The sequence below is a fragment of the Phenylobacterium sp. genome, assembly GCF_035569475.1.
Taxonomy (GTDB): Bacteria; Pseudomonadota; Alphaproteobacteria; order Caulobacterales; family Caulobacteraceae; genus Phenylobacterium.
Genome location: NZ_DATMNA010000011.1, coordinates 1 through 25320, shown reverse-complemented (window position 1 = coordinate 25320; position 25320 = coordinate 1). Strand labels below are relative to the sequence as shown.

The 25320-nt window shown below is 70.5% G+C and carries 23 protein-coding genes; 9 read left to right on the top strand and 14 right to left on the bottom strand.

What is annotated here, in order from left to right; all coding sequences use genetic code 11:
- The first annotated feature begins 78 nt into the window (after nucleotides 1–78).
- Nucleotides 79–1029 carry a LysR family transcriptional regulator gene (locus VNW53_RS01340; protein ID WP_325553083.1) on the top strand — a complete coding sequence of 317 codons (951 nt, stop codon included), beginning with the start codon at nucleotides 79–81 and terminating at the stop codon, nucleotides 1027–1029.
- Between the two features lie 9 nt (nucleotides 1030–1038).
- Complete coding sequence (locus VNW53_RS01335) at nucleotides 1039–1428, top strand: VOC family protein (protein WP_325553082.1); 390 nt, start codon at nucleotides 1039–1041, stop codon at nucleotides 1426–1428.
- On the opposite strand, the gene VNW53_RS01330 is transcribed toward VNW53_RS01335, so the two are convergent.
- Together VNW53_RS01330 and VNW53_RS01325 are read right to left on the bottom strand one after the other, a co-directional pair.
- Complete coding sequence (locus VNW53_RS01330) at nucleotides 1425–2063, bottom strand: glutathione S-transferase family protein (protein WP_325553080.1); 639 nt, start codon at nucleotides 2061–2063, stop codon at nucleotides 1425–1427. The two genes, VNW53_RS01335 and VNW53_RS01330, sit on opposite strands and share 4 nt — an antisense overlap.
- A 92-nt stretch (nucleotides 2064–2155) precedes the next feature.
- Nucleotides 2156–2776: a DUF2306 domain-containing protein gene (locus tag VNW53_RS01325; RefSeq protein ID WP_325553079.1), complete on the bottom strand. Its 621-nt coding sequence runs from the start codon at nucleotides 2774–2776 to the stop codon at nucleotides 2156–2158.
- Between the two features lie 181 nt (nucleotides 2777–2957).
- Here VNW53_RS01325 and VNW53_RS01320 point away from each other — a divergent pair, with 181 nt between their 5' ends.
- Nucleotides 2958–3713 (top strand): LytTR family DNA-binding domain-containing protein, encoded by a 756-nt coding sequence (locus VNW53_RS01320; protein ID WP_325553077.1) that lies wholly within the window; start codon nucleotides 2958–2960, stop codon nucleotides 3711–3713.
- A 4-nt stretch (nucleotides 3714–3717) separates the two neighbouring features.
- Here the strand turns inward: VNW53_RS01320 and VNW53_RS01315 are convergent, their stop codons facing one another.
- Together VNW53_RS01315 and VNW53_RS01310 are read right to left on the bottom strand one after the other, a co-directional pair.
- Nucleotides 3718–5544, bottom strand: a complete 1827-nt coding sequence (locus VNW53_RS01315) for a DUF885 domain-containing protein (RefSeq protein WP_325553076.1) — start codon at nucleotides 5542–5544, stop codon at nucleotides 3718–3720.
- 38 nt (nucleotides 5545–5582) lie between these two features.
- Nucleotides 5583–7385 (bottom strand): DUF885 domain-containing protein, encoded by a 1803-nt coding sequence (locus VNW53_RS01310; RefSeq protein WP_325553075.1) that lies wholly within the window; start codon nucleotides 7383–7385, stop codon nucleotides 5583–5585.
- Between the two features lie 152 nt (nucleotides 7386–7537).
- Here VNW53_RS01310 and VNW53_RS01305 point away from each other — a divergent pair, with 152 nt between their 5' ends.
- From VNW53_RS01305 to VNW53_RS01290, 4 genes are all read left to right on the top strand, one after another.
- Nucleotides 7538–10357: a hypothetical protein gene (locus VNW53_RS01305; RefSeq protein ID WP_325553074.1), complete on the top strand. Its 2820-nt coding sequence runs from the start codon at nucleotides 7538–7540 to the stop codon at nucleotides 10355–10357.
- Between the two features lie 86 nt (nucleotides 10358–10443).
- Complete coding sequence (locus VNW53_RS01300) at nucleotides 10444–11736, top strand: M20/M25/M40 family metallo-hydrolase (protein ID WP_325553073.1); 1293 nt, start codon at nucleotides 10444–10446, stop codon at nucleotides 11734–11736.
- A gap of 3 nt (nucleotides 11737–11739) precedes the next feature.
- Nucleotides 11740–12957, top strand: a complete 1218-nt coding sequence (locus tag VNW53_RS01295; protein ID WP_325553072.1) for a TIGR03862 family flavoprotein — start codon at nucleotides 11740–11742, stop codon at nucleotides 12955–12957.
- Between the two features lie 18 nt (nucleotides 12958–12975).
- Nucleotides 12976–13812, top strand: coding sequence for a phytanoyl-CoA dioxygenase family protein (locus VNW53_RS01290; protein WP_325553071.1), 837 nt, complete (start codon nucleotides 12976–12978; stop codon nucleotides 13810–13812).
- A gap of 54 nt (nucleotides 13813–13866) precedes the next feature.
- Here the strand turns inward: VNW53_RS01290 and VNW53_RS01285 are convergent, their stop codons facing one another.
- From VNW53_RS01285 to VNW53_RS01275, 3 genes are all read right to left on the bottom strand, one after another.
- Nucleotides 13867–14280 (bottom strand): RcnB family protein, encoded by a 414-nt coding sequence (locus VNW53_RS01285; protein WP_325553070.1) that lies wholly within the window; start codon nucleotides 14278–14280, stop codon nucleotides 13867–13869.
- 107 nt (nucleotides 14281–14387) lie between these two features.
- Complete coding sequence (locus VNW53_RS01280; protein ID WP_325553069.1) at nucleotides 14388–15128, bottom strand: dienelactone hydrolase family protein; 741 nt, start codon at nucleotides 15126–15128, stop codon at nucleotides 14388–14390.
- A 19-nt stretch (nucleotides 15129–15147) separates the two neighbouring features.
- Nucleotides 15148–15966 (bottom strand): SDR family NAD(P)-dependent oxidoreductase, encoded by an 819-nt coding sequence (locus VNW53_RS01275; protein ID WP_325553068.1) that lies wholly within the window; start codon nucleotides 15964–15966, stop codon nucleotides 15148–15150.
- Nucleotides 15967–16072: 106 nt separating this feature from the next.
- Between VNW53_RS01275 and VNW53_RS01270 the strand changes: the two genes are divergently transcribed.
- Together VNW53_RS01270 and VNW53_RS01265 are read left to right on the top strand one after the other, a co-directional pair.
- Nucleotides 16073–16936: a phytanoyl-CoA dioxygenase family protein gene (locus VNW53_RS01270; protein ID WP_325553066.1), complete on the top strand. Its 864-nt coding sequence runs from the start codon at nucleotides 16073–16075 to the stop codon at nucleotides 16934–16936.
- Between the two features lie 152 nt (nucleotides 16937–17088).
- Nucleotides 17089–17934 carry an MBL fold metallo-hydrolase gene (locus tag VNW53_RS01265; protein ID WP_325553175.1) on the top strand — a complete coding sequence of 282 codons (846 nt, stop codon included), beginning with the start codon at nucleotides 17089–17091 and terminating at the stop codon, nucleotides 17932–17934.
- A 98-nt stretch (nucleotides 17935–18032) separates the two neighbouring features.
- On the opposite strand, the gene VNW53_RS01260 is transcribed toward VNW53_RS01265, so the two are convergent.
- The 7 genes from VNW53_RS01260 to fliR form a co-directional block, all read right to left on the bottom strand.
- Nucleotides 18033–19016, bottom strand: coding sequence for a lipocalin-like domain-containing protein (locus tag VNW53_RS01260; protein WP_325553065.1), 984 nt, complete (start codon nucleotides 19014–19016; stop codon nucleotides 18033–18035).
- A gap of 51 nt (nucleotides 19017–19067) precedes the next feature.
- Nucleotides 19068–19295 carry a hypothetical protein gene (locus VNW53_RS01255; RefSeq protein WP_325553064.1) on the bottom strand — a complete coding sequence of 76 codons (228 nt, stop codon included), beginning with the start codon at nucleotides 19293–19295 and terminating at the stop codon, nucleotides 19068–19070.
- Nucleotides 19292–20218 carry a DUF5996 family protein gene (locus VNW53_RS01250; protein ID WP_325553063.1) on the bottom strand — a complete coding sequence of 309 codons (927 nt, stop codon included), beginning with the start codon at nucleotides 20216–20218 and terminating at the stop codon, nucleotides 19292–19294. The genes VNW53_RS01255 and VNW53_RS01250 overlap by 4 nt, the downstream gene beginning before the upstream one ends.
- Nucleotides 20215–21213: a tetratricopeptide repeat-containing glycosyltransferase family protein gene (locus tag VNW53_RS01245; protein WP_325553062.1), complete on the bottom strand. Its 999-nt coding sequence runs from the start codon at nucleotides 21211–21213 to the stop codon at nucleotides 20215–20217. Before VNW53_RS01245 ends, VNW53_RS01250 begins: the two co-directional genes overlap by 4 nt.
- Nucleotides 21214–21357: 144 nt before the next feature.
- Nucleotides 21358–23439, bottom strand: a complete 2082-nt coding sequence (gene cckA / locus VNW53_RS01240) for a cell cycle histidine kinase CckA (protein WP_325553173.1) — start codon at nucleotides 23437–23439, stop codon at nucleotides 21358–21360.
- Between the two features lie 96 nt (nucleotides 23440–23535).
- Nucleotides 23536–24633 carry a flagellar biosynthesis protein FlhB gene (gene flhB, locus VNW53_RS01235; protein ID WP_325553061.1) on the bottom strand — a complete coding sequence of 366 codons (1098 nt, stop codon included), beginning with the start codon at nucleotides 24631–24633 and terminating at the stop codon, nucleotides 23536–23538.
- A gap of 18 nt (nucleotides 24634–24651) precedes the next feature.
- Nucleotides 24652–25320: flagellar biosynthetic protein FliR (gene fliR / locus VNW53_RS01230; RefSeq protein WP_325553060.1), on the bottom strand; the 669-nt coding region annotated here is incomplete at its 5' end.

The following is a 25320-nucleotide window of genomic DNA, read 5'->3' as shown; positions in this document are numbered from 1 at the left end:
GAAATAGGACTGCTCGCCCGATGATCCAAATGATATGTTGTCACGCGAGATATGAGCACTGTTCATAATATCCGGCCCATGAGCCTCGACCTCAACCTGCTGCGCGTCCTGGACGTCCTGCTGGAGGAGCGAAGCGTGACGCGCACCGGCGCCCGGCTCGGCCTCACCCAGTCGGCCGTGAGCCATGCGCTGAATCGCCTGCGCTACATGTTGAACGACGAACTGTTCATCCGGGGTCCCGCCGGCATGCAGCCAACGCCGCGGGCCGTGGAGATGGGGCCGCAGGTGCACGCGGCCCTGAACCAGCTCCAGGCCGCCCTGGCGCCCTCCGACTTCGACCCCGCCACCAGCGAGCGGCGCTTCGCCGTGGTCGCCGGGGCCTATGCCGGCGCCATCCTCGCCCCGCCCCTGGCCGGCCGCCTCGCCGAGGTCGCGCCCCACTGCGAGCTGCTGATCGCCGAGCTGGCCAACGACGTCCTGGAGCGCATGGACGCCCGGCGCCTGGACTTCATGGTCGGAAGCGTGCTCGCCGCCCCCGAACGCTTCGCCCGCGAGACCATCCTGACCGAAGAGCTGGTCTGGGTGGTGCGCACCGCCCATCCCCTGTTCCAGGGCGAACGCATCGATCTTCGGACACTCGTCTCCGTGCCCCATGTGGTGATCGCGCGCAGCCTGCCCGGCCTGCTCGAGGACGGCGGCGAGCGCCGCGCCTTCGTCAGCCGGGCGAGCTGGGAGGACGCCGGCGCTTTCGAGGCGGCGCTGGCGTCGCGCGGCCTGACGCGCCGGGTGGGCGTCTCGGTGCCCGACACCTACACCGCCCTGGCCGTCGCCAGCCGCACCGACATGGCGACGCTGATCCCCCGCCGCCTGGCCCTGCTGTCGGCCCAGGGCGGCCGGGTGAAGCTGATCGACCCGCCCTACGAAAGCCCGTCGGTGGATGTCAGCCTCCTGTACCTGCGGGAACGGCTGGCCGAACCGGCCATGGCCTGGATGCGCGACCTGATCCGCGCTATCGCCGCCAGCCTCTAGGACCTCGCCATGCCGCTTCGACAGACCCTCACCGCCCTCCTGGTCCGCGACTACGACGAGGCCATCGCCTTCTATGTCGGCAAGGTCGGCTTCGAGCTGGCCGCCGACACCGACCAGGGCGCCGGCAAGCGCTGGGTGGTCGTGCGCCCGGCCGGCGGCGGCGCGGGCCTCCTGCTGGCCAGGGCGGCGGGCGAGGCCCAGACCGCGCGGGTCGGCGATCAGGCGGCCGGACGCGTGTTCCTGTTTCTGGAGACCGACGACTTCGCCGCCGACCACGCCCGGATGAGCGCGGCCGGCGTCCGCTTCCTCGAGCCGCCGCGATACGAGCCCTACGGCGCGGTCGCGGTCTTCGAGGACCTCTACGGCAACCGCTGGGACCTGATCGAGCCGAAGGCCTAGGCCGGCTGCGGCTGGGCCTGGGCGGCGGCGATCAGGCCGTCGTCGATCTCACGCGCGCGGATCGCCGCGGGCCGCGAGGAATGCTTGCCGACGTAGCGCTCGAAGGACGGCAGCTTCGGCAGCAGGCCGAACTGCATCCCGAAGCCGAGGCCCGCGGCGGTGAACACGTCCGCCGCGCTGAACCGGCCGCCGGCCAGGTAGTCGCTGTCCTTCAGCGCGCCATCGAGGGCGTTGATCACGTCCTCCAGGCAGCCGAACCCGGCCTGACGGCGCTGGTCGCCGTTCGGCTCGAAGCCGAAGCTCTTGTAGGTCCAGGCCTGCTCCAGCGGCCCGGCGGCGAAGAACAGCCAGCGATAGTAGTCGCCCCGTTCGGCCGGCGGTGGCGCCAGTCCCGCCTCGGGGAAGGCGTCGGCCAGATAGGCGCAGATCGCCGCGCCCTCGGTCACCACCGTGTCGCCGTGCTTGATCGCCGGCACCTTGCCCATCGGGTTGATCGCCAGATAGGCCGCCGCCTTCATCGAGTCCGCATAGCCCAGGACCTCGGTGCGATAGGGCGCGCCGACCTCCTCCAGCATCCAGCGCACGATCCGGCCGCGCGACTGCGGGTTCGTATAGAAGATCAGGTCTTTGGACATCGTCTCGCTCCTCGTCCTTCGGCCAGGTCGGCCGTCCCGGATGCACCCTGCGCGGGGCCTGCTGACAGCATCATGTCAGTGGGCTCGACCGCTCACGCGGCTGCGGTCGCCGGGCGGCGGCCCGCAGGCCAGCGCAGATACAACTCCGCGAGGAGCAGGTTGGGAACCCACGCCAGCCAGGAAATGGCGCGGTAGGCCGTCATGAACTCGATTCCCATGGCCTGGGCGGCCGGCAGGTAGATCCGCAACGTCACCGCGCCGAAGGTGAGCACGAAGGAGCGGATCATCCATTCGCGGTGCTCGGCGTAGCGGCCGGCCAGCGCCAGCCGGAAAGCGTTGGCGTTGATGCCGATCCAGACGATCGCCAGCAGGCCGAAGCCGGCGCGGGCGATCGGGCCCGCCGAGGTTCCGCTGGCCAGCAGCAGGCCCGCGCCGCCACCGACGAGGCAGCAGAAGACATAGACCCGGCCCAGGATCCGGTGAACGCGGGGCCGGCGGGCGCGAAGACGCGGGATGAACTGCCAGGGCCCGGTGATGAGCGCGGTCGCGGCGAGACCCGCGTGGACCACGAGCCAGGGCCGCGCCATCAGGTTGGCGGCGAGGTTCGACGGCACCGGGATCGCCGGGACGAAATAGCGGTAGGACACCAGCGCGATCAACACGCTGGACACCGCGACCAGCCACCACAAGCCTTTGGAAACGTAAGGATTCACGGGAACCTCCGATTGCTTGGCTTGGAAATGCCATGGCTGGCCGGCGTGCGGGAGACGCGACCTCGCAAACGGCGCAATTTCTGCGCGAGGCGCGAGGCGGAGCCGGCGAGGTCACCGCGAACGGCGCCCTTTCTGCGCGAACGGGGACGGCGCCTTGCGCCACGCATGGCAAGATCGCCCCGTGACTCGACCGATTCCCGCCTTCGCCGACCGGAAATCCCTGGCGCGGGACGCGATCCTGATGGTCGCGGCCGGCCTTTTCCTGGCCGCGCTTGGCCCGTTCGGGAGCATCACCGCCCACCCGCTGGTGCGCTTCCTCTATTGGCCCGGCGTGATCGTCGGCGGCGGAGTGATCGGCGTGGCGGTCGACGAGGCGGGTGGCCGGCGCTTCGCCAACCCCTGGCTGCGCTGGGCCTTTTCCTCGGTCGTCATGACGCCGGGCGTGTGTGTGCTGGTCTGGTTCGCGTCCCGCTGGGCGTTCGGCCCGTCCTCGGGTTCCCGGCTGTTCACCGATCTCGCCTGGCAGGTGCTGATGATCAGCGCCGCCGTGATGGGCGTGCGCCAGCTCATCGCGCGGCGGCCCGAGCCGGGCGACGCCGCCCCTGCGCCGCGGCCCGGCGGCGACACGGCCTTCCGCCAGCGCCTCTCGGCCCGGCGGCGAGAGGCCCGGCTGATCGCCGTCGAGGCCGACGACCACTACCTGCGGGTCCACACCGACGCCGGCGACGAGTTGATCACCCTGCGCTTCGCCGACGCCCTCGCCGACCTGGCCGGAGCGCCGGGGTTCCAGGTGCACCGCTCCTGGTGGGCGGCGGCCGACGCCATCGAAGGCGTGCGCTGGCGACGCGGCCGCGGCGAAATGCGCCTGGCCGGCGGGCTCACCGCCCCGGTGAGCCGCACCTACGCCGCCAGGCTGAAGGCGGCCGGCTGGTTCTAGCCGGTTAGGCCTGGGTGGCGATCCACTCCGACACGTGGCGCTGCAACACGGTCAGCGGCATGGCCCCGGAGAGCAGCACCGCATCGTGGTAGGCCTTCAGGTCGAACTTCGGGCCCAGCTTGGCCTTGGCCTCGTCGCGCACCTTCACCCAGACCGTGTGGCCCACCTTGTAGCTGTTGGCCTGGCCGGGGCCGGCGAAGTAGCGCTCCACCTCGCGCTGGGCGCGGGTCTTGGTGTTGCCGATGGTGTCGACCATGTACTGGGTCGCCTGCTCGCGGGTCCACCGCTTGGCGTGGATGCCGGTGTCGGTGACCAGGCGCGCGGCGCGGAACAGCAGCGACTGCAGATAGCCCGCCTCGCCCAGGGGATCGAAGTCGTTGGCGCCCAGCTCCTGCGCAAGCTGCTCGGCGTAGAGCGCCCAGCCCTCGGTGAAGGCCGAGAAGCCGCCGCCGGTGCGCCGGATGATCGGGATCTGGGTGGATTCCTGCGACAGGGCGATCTGCAGATGGTGGCCGGGAATGGTCTCGTGGTGCGCGAGCGTCCAGAGATTGTACTTCGGCCAGTCCGAGGTCTCTTTCAGGTTGATGTAGAAGGCCGCCGGCCGCGAGCCGTCGAGGGACGCGGAATTGTAGTAGCCGTTGGCCGCGCCGTCCTGGATGAACACCGGCACGCGGCGCACCTCGACCTTGGCCTTCGGCAGGGTGCGGAAGGCGCCCGGCAGCCGCTTGTAGACCTCGACGATGTGCTCGTTGAGCAGCTTCAGGATCTGGGCGCGGCCGTCGTCGGTGTTGGCGAACACCTGGTCGGGGCGGTTGTTCAGCGCCACCAGCCGCGCCCCCACCGTGCCCTGGGTCAGGCCCTGCTTCTTCAGGATCGCGTCCAGCCGCCCGCCGATCTCCGCCACCTGGTCACGGCCGAGCTGGTGGACCTGTTCGGGCGTGTAGTCGGTGGTGGTCGAGGCCTTCACCGCGTCGGCGTAGTAGGCTTGGCCGTTGGGAAGCGCCCAGGCGCCGGTGTCGCCCTTGGTCCGGGCCTTGAGCGCGGTCATGGCGGCGATCTGGCGGTCGAGCGCGGGGAACACCTCGCCCTCGACGATCTTGGTCGCGCGGCCGTCCCAGTCGCCGGCGAGGTTGGCGGCCTTGGCCTTCCGGACGATGGAAGCGACCAGGATGGTCTTGCCGGCCGGCTGGTCGCGCAGCGCCTTCATCTGGCCGATCGAGAGGTCGCAGACGAAGGTGGGCGGGATCGCGCCGAGGGCCACGTCGTGCCGCTGGCGGTCCAGATCCTGATCCATGACCCGCGCGAAGGCGCTGAGGCGCGACAGATAGGCCTCGGCGTCGTCGGTGTCGGCCACCTTGTGGGCGCTGTCGAGGAAGTCCGGGATCTCCTGGTAGGCGCCCGACTGCTGGCTGATGACGTAGGGCCGGAAGTTGCCGCCGGTGTCGCCGAACTTCCACTTGTCGCCGTTGCGGACCGACTGTTCCTGGCCGTAGAGCACCACGTCGTAATCGACCTTCGAGGCCGGCGAGAGCTTCGTCCGGTCGACGGTGAGCAGCTCCTTCATCCGGGCGCGGGTGCGCTCCAGGCGCTGGGCGCGGGCTTCGAGCGAGTTGTCGTCGAGCTGCGATTTCAGGGCCGCGCGCTTGCCCTTGTCGAGGCCGAGCGAGGTGGCCCGCCGCGGACTTTCGTCCACCTGCGCCTCGAACATCCGGTCGAGCATGGCCCGCAGCTTGGCGTCCTCGGACCCGCCCTGGGCCAGGGCGGGCGCGGCGGTCAGCAAGGCCGCGCCCGCCGAACTGGCAAGGAAGCCGCGACGGTCGAATTGGTTCATTTTTTCAATCCCCCGAGAGACAATACTGAAGTTCTGGATTAGGCCCTATGCGTGGCGATGTAGCCGTCGACCACATTGCCGAGCACGGTCAGCGGCATGGAGCCGGCCGCCAGCAGGGTGTCGTGGAACGAGCGGATGTCGAAGCGCGGGCCCAGGGCCGCCTTGGCCTTGTCGCGCAGCCGCAGGATGGTGATCTTGCCCACCATGTAGCTGCACGCCTGGCCCGGATTGCAGGCGTAGCGCTCGATCTCCTGGCCGGAATAGGCGGGCGGATCGCCCTCGATCCCGCTCAGCGTCGCCACCGCCTTCTCGCGACTCCAGCGCATCGCGTGGATGCCGGTGTCGACCACCAGCCGGCCCGACCGCAGCAGGGCGTCGTGGATATAGCCCAGCTCCCAGGCGGGCTCGTCTTTGTAGAAGCCCATCTCCTGCGCCAACTGCTCGGAATAGAGCGCCCAGCCCTCGATGTAGGCCCCGAAGCCCTGGACCTTGCGGATCAGCGGCAGCTCGGCCTGCTGGGCGAGCGTGATCTGCAGGTGGTGGCCGGGGATGCCTTCGTGGAAGGTGGTCGTCGGCATATCCCAGAAGGGCGCCTCGCCGGTGTCGCGCAGGTTCAGCCAGTAGATCCCCGGCCGCGTCCCGTCGAGGCTGCCGCTGGTGTAGTGGGTCGAGGCGCCGGCCTCGGTGCTGGCAGGGATGCGGCGGATCTCCAGTGGGGTCTTCGGCAGGACCCCGAAGTATTCCGGAAGGCGGGCCTGCATCCGCTGGACAAGCTGGTTGAGGTCGGCGATCTCCTTGGCCTTGCCGGCGTCGGTGTTCGGATAGAGGAACTTCGGATCCTTGTAGAGCGCGGCGTAGCGCTCGCCGACCGTGCCCTTGGTCATGCCGATCTTCGTGAACAGCACCTCGGCGCGGGCCGAGAGCTCGCGGGTCACGTCGAGGCCCGTCTTGTGCACCTCGGCCGGGGTCATGGTGGTGGTGGTCCGCGCCTGGAGGGCCGCGGCGTAGTAGGCCTCGCCGTCCGGCAGGCGCCAGACGCCGGCGTCGTGCACGGCCTTGGGCTGCAGGCTCTGCAGCAGGGCCATCTGGCGCTCCAGCGCGGGCAGCACCTTGGTCTCGTAGACGGCTGTCGCCTGGGCCCGCCAGTCGCCGTCGATGCCCTTGGCCCTGGCCCGGTCGGCCAGGGAGTTGACCAGGGTCGAGTTGGCCGCGGGCGCGTGCAGCACCTTCATCTGGTTCAGCGCCTGGGCCAGCGCGAAGTCCGGCGGGATCACGCCCAGGCCCACGTCGCGGCGCACGCGCTCGCACTCCTGGTCCATCACCCGGGCCAGTTCCCCCAGGCGCGAGACATAGGCCTCGCAGTCGGCGCGGACCTCAATGGTGTGCTGGCTGTCCAGGAAGTCCGGCGCGCTGGCGTAGGCCCCGTTCAACTGGCTCAGCACATAGGGCGAGCCCGCGCCTTCGTGGCCGTAGACGAAGCGCCTGTTGGCCCTGTCGGTGGTCTCCAGCTCGTAGACCACGCAGTCGTAGTTCACCGCCGCCATGCCGGTCAGCGCCTTGCGGTCGATGGCGCGGAAGCGGACCAGGTTCTCGGCGGTCTCGCGGCGCGCGCGGTCCAGCTCGGCGATCGAGGCGTCGTGCAGTTTGAACTTCGGAGGCTTGCCGCCGGTGTCGAGGCCGAGTTCGGTCGAGAGCTCCGGGCTCTCCGCCAGGGCCTGGGCGAACAGGTCGTCCAGCGCCTTGGTCAACTGCGCCGCGGCGCCGACGGGCTGGGCGCGGGCGCCGGCCGCGACTCCCAGGGTGGCGCCCGCGCAAAGGAGGGCTTGGCGGCGGCTCAGCAAGGGCTCGACTCCCGGTTATCTTTGTTACAGTCAGGCTTAAGGTCGGTCGCGGCGGGACGGCAAGCCGCCGGCGCCGCCAAACGAATTTCCTGGAGGCCTCCCCGACCATGCGTCTCACAGATGTCATCTATCCCGGCCAGGGTCGCCTGAGAATGACTAAGCGTCCCCTGCTCTCCCTCGCCGTCGGGCTGTTCGCCGGACTCACCGCCCATCTGGTCGACGCCGCGCCCGGCGGCATCCTGCCGACCGGCCAGCATCTGACGCCGCAGGCGGCGCAGGGCGCCCTGTTCCAGAGCCTGAACCCCGACCTGCCGGGCCTGCCCGCCTTCACCGCGGGCCAGGCCTCCGCCGTCGCCCTGTCCCCCGACCGGCGCACCCTGCTGATCCTCACCAGCGGCTACAACCGCAACGCCGGGGCCGACGGCAAGCAGGTCCCGGCGCTCAGCAACGAGTACGTCTTCGTCTTCGACGTCTCGGGCGCTGCGCCGGTGAAGCGCCAGGTGCTGCAGATCCCCAACACCTTCCTCGGCATCGCCTGGGCGCCGTCGGGCGAGCGGTTCTACGTTTCCGCCGGCGTCGACGACGCGGTGCTGGAGTACCAGGCCGGCGCCCAGGGGTATCGGCCCGCCCGCAGCTTCCCCCTGGGCCACGCGGCCGGGCTGGGGGTGAAGGTGAAGCCCGAGGCCGCCGGCATCGCCGTCAGCCCGGACGGCCGCTTCCTGCTGGCCGCCAACCTGCAGAACGATTCGGTCAGCCTGATCGACCTCGCCGGCGGCCAGGTCGTGACCGAGCGCGATCTGCGCCCCGGCAAGAACGATCCCGCCCGCCACGGCCAGCCGGGCGGCGGCTTCCCGCGCGCCATCGCCTGGACCGGGCCGCGCCAGGCCTTCGTCACCGCCGAGCGGGACCGCGAGATCGTGGGCCTCGCGGTCCGCGGCTCCGAGCTGACCGTCACGCGGCGCATCCGCACCACCGGCCAGCCGAACGCCCTGCTCGCCGCGCCCGGCGGGCGGCGGCTCTACGCAGCCCTCGGCAACACCGACGGCGTCGCCGCCATCGACCCGGCCAGCGGCCGGATCCTGTCGCGCACGCCCACCGTGGCCACCGCCGCCCTGATGGCCGGCAAGCGCTTCGAGGGCGGCGCCAACAGCAACGCGCTCGCCCTGTCGCCCGACGGCCGCCGGCTCTACGTCTCGAACGGCGGCGAGAACGCCGTGGCCGTGGTCACCCTGGGCGCCGGCAAGGCCGCCTCGCGGGTCGCCGGCCTGATCCCCACAGGCTGGTATCCCACCGGCGTCGCCGCGGCCGGCGGGCGGCTCTACGTGGTCAACGGCAAGTCCGATCCGGGCCCCAATCCGGGCTGGTGCCGCAACACGCTCAGCATCGACCCCAAGGACTCGGCCGCCTGCCGGGCCACCAACACCTATGGCTGGCAGCTTGAGAAGGCCGGGTTCCTGGCCCTGCCCGCGCCGGACGGCGCCGAGCTGAAGCGGCTGACCCATCAGGTGGCGGTCAATGTCGGCTTCGCGCCCGACCCCGCCGCCGCCCAGGATGCGGCGCTGATGGCCGCGGTGCGGGCGCGCATCAAGCACGTCATCTTCATCGTCAAGGAGAACCGCACCTACGACCAGATCCTGGGCGATCTCGAGGTCGGGGACGGCGATCCGAAGCTGGCGATCTTCCCGCGCGCCATGACCCCCAACCAGCACGCGATCGCGCGCCAGTTCGTGACGCTGGACCGCCTGTTCGCCTCCGGCGAGAGCTCCAACACCGGCTGGAACTGGACCACGGCGGCGCGGACCACCGACTTCACCGAGCGCGAGGCGCCGGTGAACTACGCCAAGCGCGGGCTGCAGTACGACCAGGAAGGCGAGAACCGCAACGTCAACGTCGGCATCGCCGATCCCAAGGCGCGCAAGGCGGCCAAGGCGGCGACTCCCGACGACGAGGACGTCCTGCCGGGCTCCGCCGACGTCGCCGCGCCGGACGGTCCGGAGGGCCAGGAAGGCCAGGGCTACGTCTGGAACGCCGCGTTGCGCAAAGGCCTCAGCGTCCGCAACTACGGCTTCTACGGCGACCTCTCGCGCTATGACGCCGAGGCCGTCGACCGCATTCCGGCCGAGCGCGATCCCTACGCCAAGCGGCTGCCGGTGTTCATCGCCACCAAGCCGGAGCTGGCGAAGCTCTCCGACGTCTACTTCCGCGGCTTCGACCAGGGGTTCCCGGACTACTGGCGCGTGCAGGAGTGGAAGCGGGAGTTCCGCGGCTATGAGGCCAAGGGAACCCTGCCCAACCTGACCCTGCTGCGCCTGCCCCACGACCACACCGGCAATTTCGGCAAGGGCGTGGACCGCGTCGACACGGTCGAGACCGAACTCGCCGACAACGACTATGCGGTGGGGCTGGTCGTGCAGGCCCTGGCGGAGAGCCGGTTCGCCAAGGACACCCTGGTCTTCGTCATCGAGGACGACGCCCAGGACGGGCCCGACCACGTCAGTTCGCGGCGCACCCTGGCCCTGATGGCCGGCCCCTATGTGCGCCAGCACGCGGTGCTGTCGCAGCCCTACACGACGGTGAATTTCGTGCGCACCATCGAGGCGGTGCTGGACCTGAAGCCGATGGCCATGAACGACGCCCTGGCGCGGCCGATGACCGAGCTGTTCGACCTCAAGCAGGCCACGTGGAGCTATCGCGCCGAAGTCCCCGCGGCGCTGCGCACCACCGACCTCCCCCTGCCCGGCAAGACCGCCGACGCCGGCGACCTGGGCCTCTGCCGGCCCCTGCGCAGCGCCCAGTACTGGGCGAACGCCATGGCGGGCCTGAACTTCGAGGTCGAGGACCATCTCGACACGCCGCGGTTCAACCAGGCCCTGTGGACCGGAATGACCGGCCAGGCGAGCGTGCCGGCGCCCACCGGCGAGGACCTGAGCGGCGGACGCCCCGCGCGCTTGGCGGCCGCGGCCTGCCGCTGAGCGCGGGCCGGCGGAAAAATCCAGGCTGCGGCGCCGCGGCCGGTGGGCTATGCCGGACCCTCCATTGTCTGGGGGTCCGCCGTTCCATGCCTGCCGCTCGTTCCGCAACCATCGCTTTCTGCGCCATCGCCGCCCTTGGCCTCGCCGCCGCCGCGCCCAAGCCGGACCCGGCGGACGCCGCCGTCCAGAAGATCGTCGCCAGCCCGGCGTTCAAGACGGCGGCCGCGACCCTCGACCGCGAGCATGACCGCACGGTCGCCGACATCGTCACCCTGACCGAGATCGCCGCCCCGCCCTTCAAGGAAGCCGCCAAGGGCAAGGCCTTCATGGCCATGCTCAAGGCCGAGGGCCTGAGCGACGTGGAGATGGACCCGGAGGGCAATGTCATGGGCCTGCGCCGCGGGACCGGCCCCGCCGGCGGCCCGGTGGTGGTGCTGGCCGCCCACCAGGACACCGTCTTCCCGGAAGGGACCAACGTGAAGGTCCGCCGCGAGGGGACCCGGCTCAACGCGCCGGGCGTCGGCGACGACAGCCGCAGCCTGGCCGTCGTGCTGGCCTACATCCGCGCCCTGGACGCGGCCAAGATCCAGACCAAGACCGACATCCTCTTCGTCGGCGACGTGGGCGAGGAAGGCCCCGGCGACCTGCGCGGCATGCGCTACCTGTTCGGCAAGGGGAAGTACAAGGACCGCATCAAGGCGTTCTTCTCCATGGACGGGCTGGAGGCCGCCCGGGTGACCTATGGCGCGGTGGGCTCGCGTCGCTACCGCGTGGCCTTCCACGGGCCGGGCGGCCACAGCTTCGGCGCCTTCGGCATCGTCAACCCGATGGCCGCCATGGGCCGCGCCGTCGACCAGCTCTACGAGATCAAGGTCCCGACCCAGCCCAAGACCACCTATTCGGCCAGCGTCGTGAGCGGCGGCGTCAGCGTCAACTCGATCCCCGCCGACGTGACCCTGGAGGTCGACATGCGCTCGGAGAGCAAGGAGGAACTGGCCAAGCTCGACGCCCGCTTCCTGGCCATCCTGAAAGAGGCCGAGGCCCACGAGAACGCCGCCCGCGACACCCGCTTCGGCAAGGTCACCGTGACGCCCAAGCTGATCGGCGAGCGGCCCACCGGGGCGACCAGCCAGGACGCGCCCATCGTCAGGACCACCGCCGCGGCGGTGCGCGCGCTGGGCTACACGCCCGAACTGGGCGCCAGCTCCACGGACTCCAACATCCCGATCAGCCTGGGTATCCCAGCCGTGACGATCGGCTCCGGCGGGACCGGCGGCCGCGCCCACGCCCTGGACGAATGGATCGACGTGGCCAAGCCGGAGAGCGTGCATGGCATGACCGTGGGCCTCGCCGCCCTGCTCGCCATGGCCGGTACTTAGCCGATGAGCGCCGTCGCCGTCATCGGGGCCGGGCCCGCCGGCCTGATGGCGGCGCAGGTGCTGGCCGAGGGCGGCTGCGCGGTCACCGTCTACGACCGCATGGCCTCGGTGGGGCGCAAGTTCCTGATGGCCGGGCGCGGCGGGCTGAACCTCACCCATTCCGAGCCGCTCGAGGCCTTCCTGGCCCGCTATGGCGAGGCGGCCGGGCGGCTGGGCCCGCTGGTCGAGGCTTTTCCGCCGCGGGCGCTGATCGACTGGGCCGAGGCCCTGGGCCAGGAGACCTTCGTGGGGTCCTCGGGGCGCATGTTTCCGAAGGCGTTGAAGGCGTCACCCCTGCTGCGGGCCTGGCTCGCGCGGCTGCGGGGCCTGGGCGTCGAGATTCGCCCGCGCCACGACTGGACCGGCTGGGACGCCGACGGCGCCTTGCGCTTCCGGACGCCGGGCGGCGAGGCCGCCGTGAAGCCCGACGCCGCGATCCTGGCCCTGGGCGGCGCGAGCTGGCCGAAGCTGGGCTCGACCGGCGACTGGGCGGGCGTCCTGGCGCAGGCGGGCGTGGCCGTGAGCCCGCTGAAGCCCGCCAACGCCGGCTTCGACGTGGCCTGGAGCGACATGGTCCGCGACCGCTTCGCCGGGGAGCCGCTCAAGGGCGTCGCGCTGACCTTCGGTCGGGTGCGGGTGCGCGGCGAGGCGATGGTCACCCGCCATGGGCTGGAGGGCGGCGCGGTCTATGCGCTCTCGGCCGCCCTGCGCGACGCCATCGAGGCCCAGGGCTCGGCGAAGCTCTGGATCGACTTGCGGCCGGACGCCCGGGCCGAGGCGCTGGCGGCCAAGCTGGCGCAGCAGCCCGCCCACCAGAGCGCCGCCAACCGCCTGCGCAAGGCGCTCCACCTGACCCCGCTGGAGACCAACATCCTGCGCGAGGCGCACGGCAAGGACCTACCCTCCGACCCAGCGGCCCTGGCCCAGGCGATAAAGGGCGCGCCCCTGACCCTGACCGGCATGAGGCCCGTCGAGCGCGCCATCTCCACCGCCGGCGGCGTCGCCTTCCAGGCCGTGGACCAGGACCTGATGCTCACCGCGCGGCCCGGCGTCTTCGTGGCCGGCGAAATGCTGGACTGGGAGGCCCCGACCGGCGGCTACCTGCTGCAGGCGAGCTTCGCCACCGGCGTGGCGGCGGCGCGCGGCGTGCTCCACCGGCTGGAAAAGGGCGTGGTACAATAGGCGTGGGAGGCCCTGTGCATGGACAAACCGACCGCCAGTTTCGACGCCGACACCCACGCGGCTGAGATCCGCGAGCAGGGCTTCACCGTCATCGCCGACTTCATGGACGCCGACGCGATCGCCGAATTCCGCGCCCGCCTGGCGCCCTTCCTCGGCAGCCACCGCGGCCGCAACGACTTCGAGGGCTTCGAGACCGAGCGGGTCTACACCCTGGTCGCGCGCGCCAAGGTGTTCGAGGACCTGGCCACCGAGCCGCGGCTCATGGCCCTGCTCAGCCGCTTCCTGGAGGGCGCCTTCCTGCTCTCGGCGACCCACGCCATCAACCTGATGCCCGGTGAGACGGCGCAGGGCATCCACACCGACGACGGCTTCTACCGCCAGCCCCGCTCGAGCCCCGCGGTAGGCTATTCGGTGATCGGAGCCATCGACGCCTTCACCGCCGCCAACGGCGCGACCGAAGTGATCCCCGGCAGCCACCTCTGGAGCGAGGACGACATCGCCCGCCGCCGCGCCGAGCCTGGCGGGCTGGAGAAATACCTGGTCCCCATGGAGATCGCCGCCGGCGCGGCCTTCGTCTTCCCCGGCAAGCTGCTGCACCGCGGCGGGGCCAACACCACCGACAAGCCGCGCCTGGCCTTCACCAACCAGTACTGCGCCGGCTGGGCCCGGCCGCAGGAGAACTTCTTCCTCTCCGTGCCCAAGGAGATCGTCCGCGCCATGTCGCCCCGCGCCCAGGCCCTGCTGGGCTACGAGCTCTGGCCCACCTTCATGGGCATGGTGACCGCCTCGCACCCGGCGAAATCGCTGGAGCCCGGCTGGGTCCCGCCGATCGTGGCCCAGGCGCCGCGCGCATAGCAAAATCCCCCCGCCACGCGAGCGGCGGAGGGACTTGAGCTGCGGCGGTCGCAGCTAGTGGTTGGCGGCCACGATCGAGGCGATCAGGCCCGTCGCAATCGCGACCATCGCGTAGTTGTTGTCGTCGGTCCGCACCCAGCGATAGCCGCGGCGCGGCGCGCTCAGGTGATAGGCGCGGTAGTCCACATAGCGGCTGCTGTCGCGATAGTAGGTCGAGGGCATGCGTTGGCCGCGGGCCCAGTGACGCTGGTCCTGGCCGTGGCCGTCGCCGTTCTGGCCCTGGCCGTAGCGGCCCCCGCCCCGCTGATCGGCGGGCTGCTGATAGCCGTGCTGTTGGTCGCCGCGCTGCTGATCGCTGCGCTGCTGGTCGCCGCGCTGTTGATCGTAGGCGCCGCGGTCGGGCTGGGCCATGGCGGCCGTGCCGGTGAGAAGGGCGAGCGCAAGCGCGCCGGTGAGCAGACGTCTCATGATTGGACTCCTTATCCACGACCACAAATAGCGCTCGCGGTCTGAGCCCGCCCTGAACGCCGCCGCTCAGCCGAGGTTCATCATATGTCGGCCAGGAAACATAAAACCTAGCTGAGGCGCCGCTTCCACAGGGAGAACAGCCGCTCCCAGTGGCGCTCGGCAGCGGCCTTGTCGAACACCGCGCCCCGCTGGGGGAAGGCGAAGCCGTGGTGGACGCCCTCGTAGAGCTCCACCTCGGCGTTGAGGTTCTTGGACTTCACCGTCTGGTCCAGGGTCTGGACCATCTCCATCGGCGCATAGCTGTCGTGCTCGGCGCAGGCGAAATAGAGTTCGCCCTTGGCCTTCTGTGCGGCCAGGTGCGGGCTGTCGGCCTGGTCGGTGACCAATTGCACGCCGTAGATCGAGGCCGCGGCCGCCACCCGGTCCGGATAGCGTGCGGCGAAGTTGATCGCGTACTGGCCGCTCATGCAGTAGCCGAGGGTGGCGATCTTGCCGTGGCTGGCCGCCGGGTCGCGGTCGGCGTAGTCCAGGAGGGCGTCCCCGTCGTCCATGATCAGCGGGATGCTGATAGAGCCCATCAGGTCGAACATCCGCGCCCGCGCCTCGGCCTCGGGCAGCGGCGGCAGGTCCTTCAGCTCCAGCACCCCTTTGCGATAGTAGAGGTTGGGCAGCATCACATAATAGCCGGCCGCGGCGATGCGCCGGGCCATGTCCCGCAACTCCTCGCGGATCGCCGGCGCGTCCATGAAGAACAGCACCACCGGATGCGGCCCGTCCCGCTCCGGATGGACGATGAAGGTGGTGGTCGCCCCGTGCTTGGTGGGGATGTCGATCGTCTGCTCAATCATGGCGCATCAGCTTTCCGGCTCAGACCAGTTCCGCGGGTTCGACCTTCTGCTCCTTGAGGAACGGCTCGGCGTAGTTGATCGTGCCGGTCAGGGTCTTCGGGTCGCCCGAGGCCAGGCGGTAGACCGCCTCGGCGATATACTTGATCGGCTGCACCCGGTCCTTGGTGGCCTCGTTGATCAGGCCGTGGACCGCGACGCCGGGGGTGTCGACCAGGCCCGGGGAGACCACGTTCACGGCGATGTTGTCGTCATAGACCTCCGACGCCAGGCCGGTGGTGAAGCGCTCCAGCGCGGCCTTGCACATGCCATAGACCGTGCCGCCGCCGCGCCGCGTGTACGGCAGCTTCGGGTGCAGGCCCGCGCCGGAGGAGATGTTGACGATCCAGCCCTGCTTGCGTTCGCGCATCGACGGCAGGACGAGCTGGCTCAGGTGGAAGGGCGCATAGACCTGCACCTCCATCATCAGCTTGAAGCGCTTTTCGGGGAAATCGGCGACCGGCATGAAGTAGGTGATCGCCGCGTTGTTCACGAGGATGTCGATCGGGCCATAGGCCGCCACGGCCTCCTCGATCAGCCGCTCGCGCTCGGCGGCCTGGGCGAGGTCGGCCTTGATGAAGGTGGCGTTCCCGCCGGCCCGCCTGATGCGGTCGACGGTTTCGTGGAGCGTGCCCGGCAGCCGGCTTTCGCCGTCCTCGGCGGTGCGGGCGGAGACCACGACGTTGGCGCCCTCCATGGCGAAGCGCGCCGCGATCGCCTCGCCGATGCCGCGGCTGGCGCCGGTGACCAGGGCGTTTCGGCCCTTCAGCGGGCCATTGGGGTTGATCCTGGGCTCACTCATGACGCGTCCTCCAAATGCCTTTGGTTCTAATGGCCCAAGGCTCGCGCGGCTGGGGGCCGGAGGCAAGCCGGTTGCGCGGCGCGGCGCGCGGCGGTTCACTCGCGCCATGAGGATTCCCGACGAGAACTTGGCGGAGGTCTTCGACCGGGGCTTCACCGTGGTCGAGGGCTTCCTGGACAAGGACACCCTGAACGCCGCGCAGGACGCCCTGTGGGAGATCTACCCGCGCCCGGAAGCCTATTTCGCCGATCCCGACGCCCATCCGAAATTCGCCCGCAGCCAGTTCGCGGGCCTGCGCTTCTTCCCCTACCCGTCCTGGGGGCTGAACCGGGTCCCGGTCTATCCGGACCTGATCGACGCGGCCGAGCGGTTCCTCCAGACCACCGAGATCGACTGCTACAAGATCGAACTCTGGGCGAAGTACTCAGGCGCCATCGATTACGACCAGCATCACCACCGCGACTACGAGAACCACACCATCGTCGTGCCGCGCGCCGACCAGTCGATGCCGCAGATGACCTGCTTCATCCTGCTGTCGGACGTCACCGAGCTGGACGGGCCGACCAAGGCCGTGCCGCTGGAGAAGACCCGCCATATCCCGTTGGGGATCACCCAGACGCAGATGGGCGACTTCTTCGACGACGAGGTGGCGGTGACCGGGCCGGCCGGTTCGATCCTGATCTACAAGACCGACGTCTTCCACCGCGGCTCGAACTTCAAGGCGCCCGGCCGCTCGCGGTTCGTCATGCCGGTGGATTTCAAGCCGCGCGGCTGGCGCTGGCAAGGCAAGCTCGCCTGGCCGGACCGGACCCTCAATCCGGGTTGGAAGGAGGCGATGGTGAACATGACGCCCCGCCAGCGCGACCTCTTCGGCTGGCCGCCGGCGGGTGACCCCTACTGGAATGACCAGACCCTCAGCGACGTGGCCCTGCGCTATCCGGGCATCGACCTGACGCCCTACGGCGCCTAGGGTCCGGCGCAGGTGTTCGCCGGGGTCGGCCAGCGGCGGCTGAGGCGAAGCGGGTGAAACTTGGCGGGCGCCGGCGCCTTCCGGATGGAAACCTGAGCCGCGGGCCTCTAACGTCCGTCGGGTCAAACATTCAGCGGGGGGGCGTGAGCGCGATGCTGAGCTGGCAGGTGGGCCGGGTGAAGATCACCCGCATCGTCGAGATGGATTTGCCGGTGCCGGCCAAATTCATGCCGCAGGCCACGCCTGAGGCGCTGCGCAAGTCGCCGTGGCTCTATCCGCACTTCGTCAGCGAGGACGACGCCATCCTGAAGCTCAGCATCCACGCGCTGCTGGTCGAGGCGCCGGGGCTGAAGCTGGTCGTCGACACCTGCATCGGCAACGACCGGCCGCGCGAGATCACCGGGGGCGAGCCCCTGGCGACGCCGTTCCTGCAGCATCTCGGCGAGGCGGGCTGGTCGCGCGACGCCGTCGACGTCGTGGTGTGCACGCATCTGCACGTCGACCACGTCGGCTGGAACACCATGCTCGAGAACGGCAAGTGGACGCCGACCTTCCCGAAGGCGCGCTACCTCATCGGTCGGCGCGAGTACGAGTTCTGGAGCGTCCACGACGACGAAGAGCAGCAGGCGATGATGGGCGATAGCGTCACGCCGATCTTCGACGCCGGCCTCGTCGATCTGGTGGAGCTGGACCACGTGATCTCGCCGGAGATCCGGCTCACGCCTTCCATCGGTCATACGCCGGGCCATGTCAGCGTGATGATCGAGTCCGAGGGCGAGCGGGCGGCGATCACCGGCGACATGCTCCATCACCCCTGCCAGATGGCGCACCCCGACTGGGTGTTCGGCGACGACGACAAGGAGGCCGCCGTGCGCACCCGCGCGCGCCTCTTCGCCGAATGGGCCGACCAGCCGGTCCTGGTGATCGGCACCCACTTCCCCGCGCCCACCGCCGGCCACGTCGTCCGCGACGGCGCAGCGTTCAGGTTTGCGGTGTAAGGGCGGCGAGCCGCATTCCAGATCCGCGGGCGCCCTTCACTCAGCCGGACCGCTTAGCTCTGGATCGAGCTTGGGTGACCGGGGGCGCGGTGTTCCACTCAACGGACACGTTCCCAGGTGATGGTCAAAGCTTGAACCCCATCTGGCAGAGGGGGCGCGGCGCTCAGGACGAGGCGGTCTCCGGTTATCGTGAAGAAGCGCTTGCGGTCGATTCCGGTGCGATTCGGGGAAAGATCGATCTCGACGTGGTGGACCACAAAGCCTCCAGCCTCATCGACCGAATAGGCGCCGCAGTAGGCGACCAGCTTTTCGGGAATGGCGCTGGCCTCCGCCGCGGACGGCTGGTCGGCGACCGCCCAACGCGACCGCTGGCTGTCGCCCAACATCGCGCAGACCTGGCCCGTTGCGGTGTAGACGATATAGCCCCGGCCCAGCGCACCCACATTGGGATCGGGCCGCTCTGTTCCATCCTTCATGCGCTCGGTCGCCGAAACCAGGCGCCAGGTTCCGACGAGCTGGGCGGCCCCACCCTGCGCCCCCGCCGAAGCCTTGGCCGGGAAAGGGGGCGTGACCGACGGGGGCTCGCCGAAGAACCCGACGATGCGTTGGATGCGGCCATCGCGGGCCATGTCGTAGATGTCCACCCCATGGGTCACCTGCGACCCGTCGGGCGCGAGCAGAAGCCATGTCACCCGCATCGCCCGGTGGTGCATCTGCGGCGCGCTGCGCCGGAAGTGCGCGCCCGGATAGTGACGCTGGAAATTGGCTATGACGTCGCTAAGCGCTGCGCGGCCCTTCGCGAGGGTCGGCTCAGGGTCGCTGTAGACTCCGTCCGCCGCCCAGACCCGCGTGAGCAGGCGATCGCGAGCCCCCCGATCGCCGACGCTCCAAGCGGCGCAATAGTCGGTGACCGCGGAGTCCGGCGTAAGAGGTTTGGTCGGCTCCGCCATGGCGGCGCAGGACAGGCCGAGGGTTGCAAAAAGGGCCGCGCACGCGATGCGCAGCTCGTGACCTCGTCGTGGCATTTCTCTTTCCCCCGCCTTGCCGCGAGCGATCAAATCGCAATCGCCGAAGGTCGGCAACGGGGCGAATGCGGCGACGGGCTCTTCGCCCGTCAGCGGCCCTGGCCGCGCTTAGGAGTCTTCCCGCCCGTCGTCGCCGAGCCGGACGATGCGGCGGACGTGGAGCTCGTCGATCTCCAGCCGCTTGATCCGCACCTTGCCCGCGGTCAGCGCCCCGATCGCCACCGCCCCGATGGAGACCGCGCCCACGGCGAGCGCCCCGACCGCCGTCGCCCCGGCGGCCAGGGCGATCCAGGCGGAAAGCGGCAGGCGCGGCTTGACGGGGATGGGCTCGCTCATGATCGCTCCAACTCGGCGCGCGGCCAGTGGGCCAGGTCGGCGGCCGCCTCATAGGTCGACTGGAAGAAGTCCATCAGCGCCGCGTCCGGATCGGCGGCGGTCCGCACGGCGTCGTAGGCCAGCACGAACTCGCCGAGGCCCGTGTCCCAGTGGGCCGCGGCCGGGCGGACCGGGGCGTCCTTGAAACCGGCCGGCTCGGGATAGGCGTAGGCGTAGAACATGGGCGCCACGCCCGGCGCGCCCGGCCAGAAGCCGCAGCTCGATTCCTCGTGGGAATAGGCCTCGACGCTGACCGAGGCCGGCGCCAGCGGCGAGCCCGGGTGCGGCGGCGCGCGGCGGCCGGAGAAGCGGGTCTCCGCCAGGTCGAAGCTGCCCCAGAAGAAGTGCACCGGGCTCGCCTTGCCGAGGAAGCGGGCCCGGAACGCCTTCATCGTTCGGTCGGCCTGGACCAGCACCCGCCAGAACCGCTGGGCGGCCGCGCCGTCATAGGCATGGTGCGTCTCGTCCGCCTCGAAGGGGATCGGGTTTTCCACCTCGCAGGGCGTCGTCCAGATCCGCGGCCGCGCGCCCAGGCGCTCCAGCGCGTCCATCACCTGGCGGTAGAAGGCCGCCACCGTCATCGGCGCCAGGGCGAAGCTCTCCTCGTGGCCATCGCTGCAGGCCAGCCGCAGGCGCTGGTCCAGGAAGTCGAAGACGATCTCGAAGGTGCGGCCGTCCAGCGGGATCGGCGAGGTGGTGAGCCCACGGGCGCTGACGTAGAGCGGCACGTGCCACCAGTGGTTCACCGGCGGAGTCATGGCCATCCGCACCTTGCCCACGACCTGGGTCCACATGTGCAGGGTGGCCGCGGTGTCGGCCCAGTCGTCATAGGCGAGCGCCGGCCAGTCGGCAGCAGACTGGGCCGAGGCGCCCGCCGAGGTCACGCCGCCTGCCCCACCGCCGCGCGCACCTCCGCCACCACGCTCGCCCAGTCGCCGGGCGCCGGCTGGCGGAAGATCCGCATCGAAGGATACCAGGGGCTGTCGGTGCGATCGGTCAGCCAGCGCCAGTCGCCCTTGTAGGGCAGCATCAGCCAGCAGGGCTTGCCCATGGCGCCGGCCAGGTGCGCCACGGCGGTGTCGACGGTGATCACCCGCTCCAGGCCGCGGACGATCTCGGCGGTCTCCTCCATGTCGCGCGCGCCGGTGGCCTCGCGTTCCAGCCGCCTCACGCCCGGCAGGGCGGCCAGGCCGGCGGAGGCCTCCTCGGACATCGAGCGGTTGTGGTCGTCCGGGTGGCTCGGCGCGCCGCGGGTGATCAGGCCCACGCCCGACCCGCCCTCGCGGCCGGTGAGGTAGGGCGCCGGCGGAATGGTCTCGAGCGTCGTGCCCATCCGCCACGGCAGGGAGGCCGAGAGCACCCAGGCGTCGTGGGTCGGGATCTGGACCGGTCCCTCGGCGGCGATGACCTCGCAATCCAGCGACGCGAACAGCCGCTTCAACGCCGGATGGCACATCAGCGTCACCCTGATCCCGCGCGCCCGGAGCGGGCCGACGTAGCGGGCGTACTGGATCTGATCGCCCAGGCCCTGCTCGTGCCAGATCAGCAGGCTGCCCACCGCCTGGCCCTGCCACTCCGGGAAGCTCAGGGGCGGCTTGCGGTTGTGGCCCGGCTTGACCATGCGGGCTTCGTAGTAGGGCCAGGCCTCGGCGTAACGGCCCAGGCGCAGCAGCAGGAAGGCGAGCTGGCGCTGCGCAGGCGGATCGGCGGGATCGAGCCGGAGCGCGTCGCGGTAGGCGGCCTCGGCCTCCGCCCAGCGCCGGCCGTCCTCTAGCAGGAGGCCCAGATTCACCGCCGTGACCGTGGTCGGTATCGAGGTCTGCAGGGCTGAATAGTAGCGCTCGGCCTCCTGCAGCCGGCCCGCGTTGTGGGCGGCCACGGCACGATCCCACACCTGGGCGGCGGTCAGCGTCGTCTGGGGCTCGGGGACTTGTGGATCGACAGGCGGCACGGCGGGCTTTCGGACTGGCGGAAGGGTCGACCGATGTTTGGCGGCCCCGCCCCCGGAAGGCAAGCTCGGCCGTCAGGCCGCCTTCTGCAGCTCCTGTTTCACCCGCTCGGCCAGGGTCTTGATGTCGATCGGCTTGGGCAGGAACGAGACATTGGCCTCGCCCTCAAGCAGATCCGAGAACTCGCTCTCCGCATAGCCGGAGATGAACATCACCGGCGCCGCGCCCAGGTAGCCGCGCGCCTGTTTCAACAGGTCCGGGCCCTGCATGCCGGGCATCACCACGTCGGAGATCATCAGGTCGATGGTCCCGGCATGGGCCTCGGCCAGCTCCAGGGCCTCCTCGCCGCTGGCGGCCTCGATCACCTCGTAGCCGCGGGCGCGCAGGAGCTTGGCGGCCACCCCGCGCACGGCGTCCTCGTCCTCGACGAACAGGATCCGGCCCGCGCCGGAAAGGTCGCGCGCCACCGGCCGCTTGGGGGCCTGGGCGACGGGCGGCGGCGCGACGCCCGCCACCGGCACGTGCACCGGCAGGAAGATGCGGAAGGCCGCGCCCTCGCCCGGCTTGGAGTCCACCGCGATCCAGCCGTCCGACTGCTTGACGATGCCGTAGACGGTGGCCAGACCCAGGCCGGTCCCCTCGCCCACCGGCTTGGTGGTGAAGAAGGGATCGAAGATCTTGTCCATCACCGCCGGCGGGATGCCCGGGCCGTCGTCGCTGACCTCGATCAGCGCCTGGTCGCCCTGGGCGTTCGGATAGCCCATCGCCTGGGCCTCTTCCTGGGTCACGCGGGCCGTGCGGATCTTGACCGAGCCGCCGCCGTGGGCGCGGACGCTGTCGCGGGCGTTGACCGCCAGGTTCATCACCGCGGTTTCCAGTTGGCTTCGGTCGGCGCGCACCTGCGGCAGGTTGCGGCCGTAGTCGGTGGTCAGCTTGACGTCCTCGTAGAGCACCCGGCGCAGCAGCACCTCGAACTCGCTGATCAGTTCGCCCAGGTCGAGGATCTCGCGCTGCACGGTCTGCTTGCGCGAAAAGGCCAGCAGCTTGCGCACCAGGTCGGCCGCCCGCGTCGAGGTCTGCTTGATCTCGTTCAGGCCCTCGTAGGAGGGATCGCCCACGGGGTGGCGCGTGGCCAGCACGTCGAGCTGCATGAAGATGGCGGTCAGGAGGTTGTTGAAGTCGTGGGCCACGCCCCCGGCGAGCTGGCCGATGGCCTGCATCTTCTGGCTCTGGGCGAGCTGCAGCTCGATCTGCTTCTGCTCGGAGACGTCGACCAGGTAGGCGACGAAGCCGCCGTTGTTCTTGGACAGGTACAGGTGGGCGATCCGCGCCGGGTCGTACGCCAGGCGTACCTCGAGCGGGGCGCCGGAGCCCTGGCCGGCGCTGAGCTTCAGGGCGGCGTCGGCCCGGCTGGCGGGGTCGATGAGCTCGCCGAAGGCCTGGCCCTTCTCGCCGCCGCCGGCCACGGCCTTGAGCGCCGGATTGGCCTCCACGATCAGCGCCTCGAACGGGTCGTCGCCCTCCAGCAGGGCCGCGCCGAACGGCGAGGCGGCGGCGAAGGCGTCCAGCACCCTGGGCGGCGGCGGGGCTGCGCCGGAGAAGGCGGCCAGCACCTCGAGCGCCGCGGACGGCAGGGCGAGCGCGCCGGCGCCGGGCCCGTTCAGGCGCACCAGGAAGCGCCGCGCGCCGAGCGGCGAGACCAGGGCCGAATGCTCCGCGCCCCCGGCCTTGATCGCGGCCTGGGCGGTCTCGCCCCGCCGTGCGGCGGTGAGCGCCGCGAACAGGCTGGAGGCCGAGGCCCCGGACTTGGGCAGCCGGGTCGCCGTGCCGATGATGGACTTCCAGGCGGCGTTGGCGGCGTGGACCCGGCCGTCCGGAGCCGCGATGGCCGCAGGCTCGCTGAGCGCGTCGACCAGTTGCTCGGCGCCCGGTTCGGCCTCGGCGGGCGCGTCGGCTGGACCGCGCAGCACGAAGAGGCCCAGGCAGGCCACGCCGGCCAGGCCGATCAGCAGCAGCAGGCCCGCGAGCGTCGTGGGGCCTGCATTCATCGCCGGCGCCGCGGCGAAGGCCACGGCCATGAGGAAGAAGACCACGGCGGCGACGGTCAACGGCTCGAACCAGCCCTTGCGGCCTTTGCGGACCTGCGGCTCGGCCATGGCCAGCGACGGCGCCTCCTGCTGAGCCCGCGAGGGGCCTCGGGCGATGGCGCCCAGCGAATCGGTCACGTGCATTCTCTCACAGGCAGGGTCGCGTTACAGGCCGCCGCCGCGCAGCGACCGCGCGGCCACCTTGCGCCCGGCGCTCAGGATGAAGCCGATGATCTTGGCGACGGCCTCATAGTGGGCCGGCGGGATGATCTCGTCGATGTCTACCGCGGCATAGAGGGCGCGGGCCAGGGGCGGGTCCTCGATCACCGGCACGCCGGCGGCCTCGGCGATCTCCCTGATCTTCAGGGCCAGGCTGTCCAGGCCCTTGGCGACGCACATCGGCGCGGGCGTCTCGCTGGCGTCGTACTTCAGCGCCACGGCGTAGTGGGTCGGGTTCATGACCACCACCGTGGCCTTGGCCACCTCGGCCATCATCCGGCGCTTGGCGCGCGCGTTACGCATCTGCCTCTGCTTGGCCTTGATGTGAGGGTCGCCTTCGGACTGCTTGAAGTCCTCCTTCAGCTCCTCCTTGGTCATCTTCATCTTGTTCATGAACCGCTGGCGTTGCCAGAACCAGTCGCCGCCGGCGACCACCGTCAGGAACACCGCCACCGCGAAGACGAGCCGGCGCAGGATGTCGGCGGCGAAGCCCAGCATGGCGATCGGGTCCACGCTGGCCAGGTTCTCCATCTCCTTCAGGTGCGGGTTGAGCACCCACCAGGCCAGGAGCCCGGTCAGAAAGACCTTCAGCAGCGACTTCAGGAACTGCACGAAGCCGTCGATGCCGAAGATCCGCTTGAAGCCCGCCACCGGCGAGAACTTCTGCGGGTCGAAGGCCAATCGCTCAGGGCTGAACACGAAACCGGTCTGGACGAGATTTCCGGCGACGCCGGCGGCGCAGGCCGCCAGGATCACCGCGCCGACCGCCGGGACCGCCGCCATCAGCGCGGCGCGCATGATCTGCATCCCGCCGTGGCCCTCAAGACTCATGGCGTCCGGCGAGGCCAGGAAGGGCGTCAGCGCGGTCACCAGGTTGCGCGAGAGATAGCCGCCGCCCAGGGCCACGACGGTCGCCGCCGCGGCCAGCGAGGCCATGGTGGGCAGGTCCGGCGTCTTGACCACCTCGCCGCGCTCGCGCGCCTGCTGGAGTTTGCGCGGTGTCGGCTCTTCTGTTTTCGAGGTGGCGTCGTTCGTGTCGCTCATGGCGCGTCGCTCATGGGACTAGCCGAACATCGCGATCAGGTCGCGGTAGTGGTCGAGCCACACCATCCCCATCAACCCCAGGCTCGTGGCGAAGATCGACAGGCCCAGCAGGACCATCAGCGGCGAGGCCACGAAGAAGATCTGGAACTGCGGCATGACGCGCCCGACCAGCCCGACCGCGACGTTGAAGATCAGCGAGAAGGCCACCACCGGCGCGGCGAGCTGTAGCCCGAGCGCGAAGGACTTCGACACCGTCTGGATCGCCAGGGTGTTGGCGTCGGCCACCGGGATCGTCCGCGTGAACGGGAAGATCGTGTAGGAGCGCACGATCGCCGACAGGAACATGTGGTGCAGATTGGTGCTCATGATCAGCACCAGGCCCAGCAGGCCCAGGAAGGTGCCGATCGTCGTGGACGGGGCCGCCTGGGTCGGGTTGGCGGTCTGGGCGAACCCCAGGGTGGTCTGGATCGAGATGATCTCGCCGGCCGCGGCCAGGGAGGACATGAAGAACCGCAGGATCGCGCCGATGATCAGGCCGATGGCGGTCTCCTTGATCACCGCGAAGCCGACGCCGCTCATATCGCCGGGGATCACCGGCACGGTCGAGCCCACGACGGGAAGCAGGATTAGCGCCAGCAGCAGGGCCAGCGTCAGGCGCACGCGCACCGGCACGAAGGTCTCGCCCAG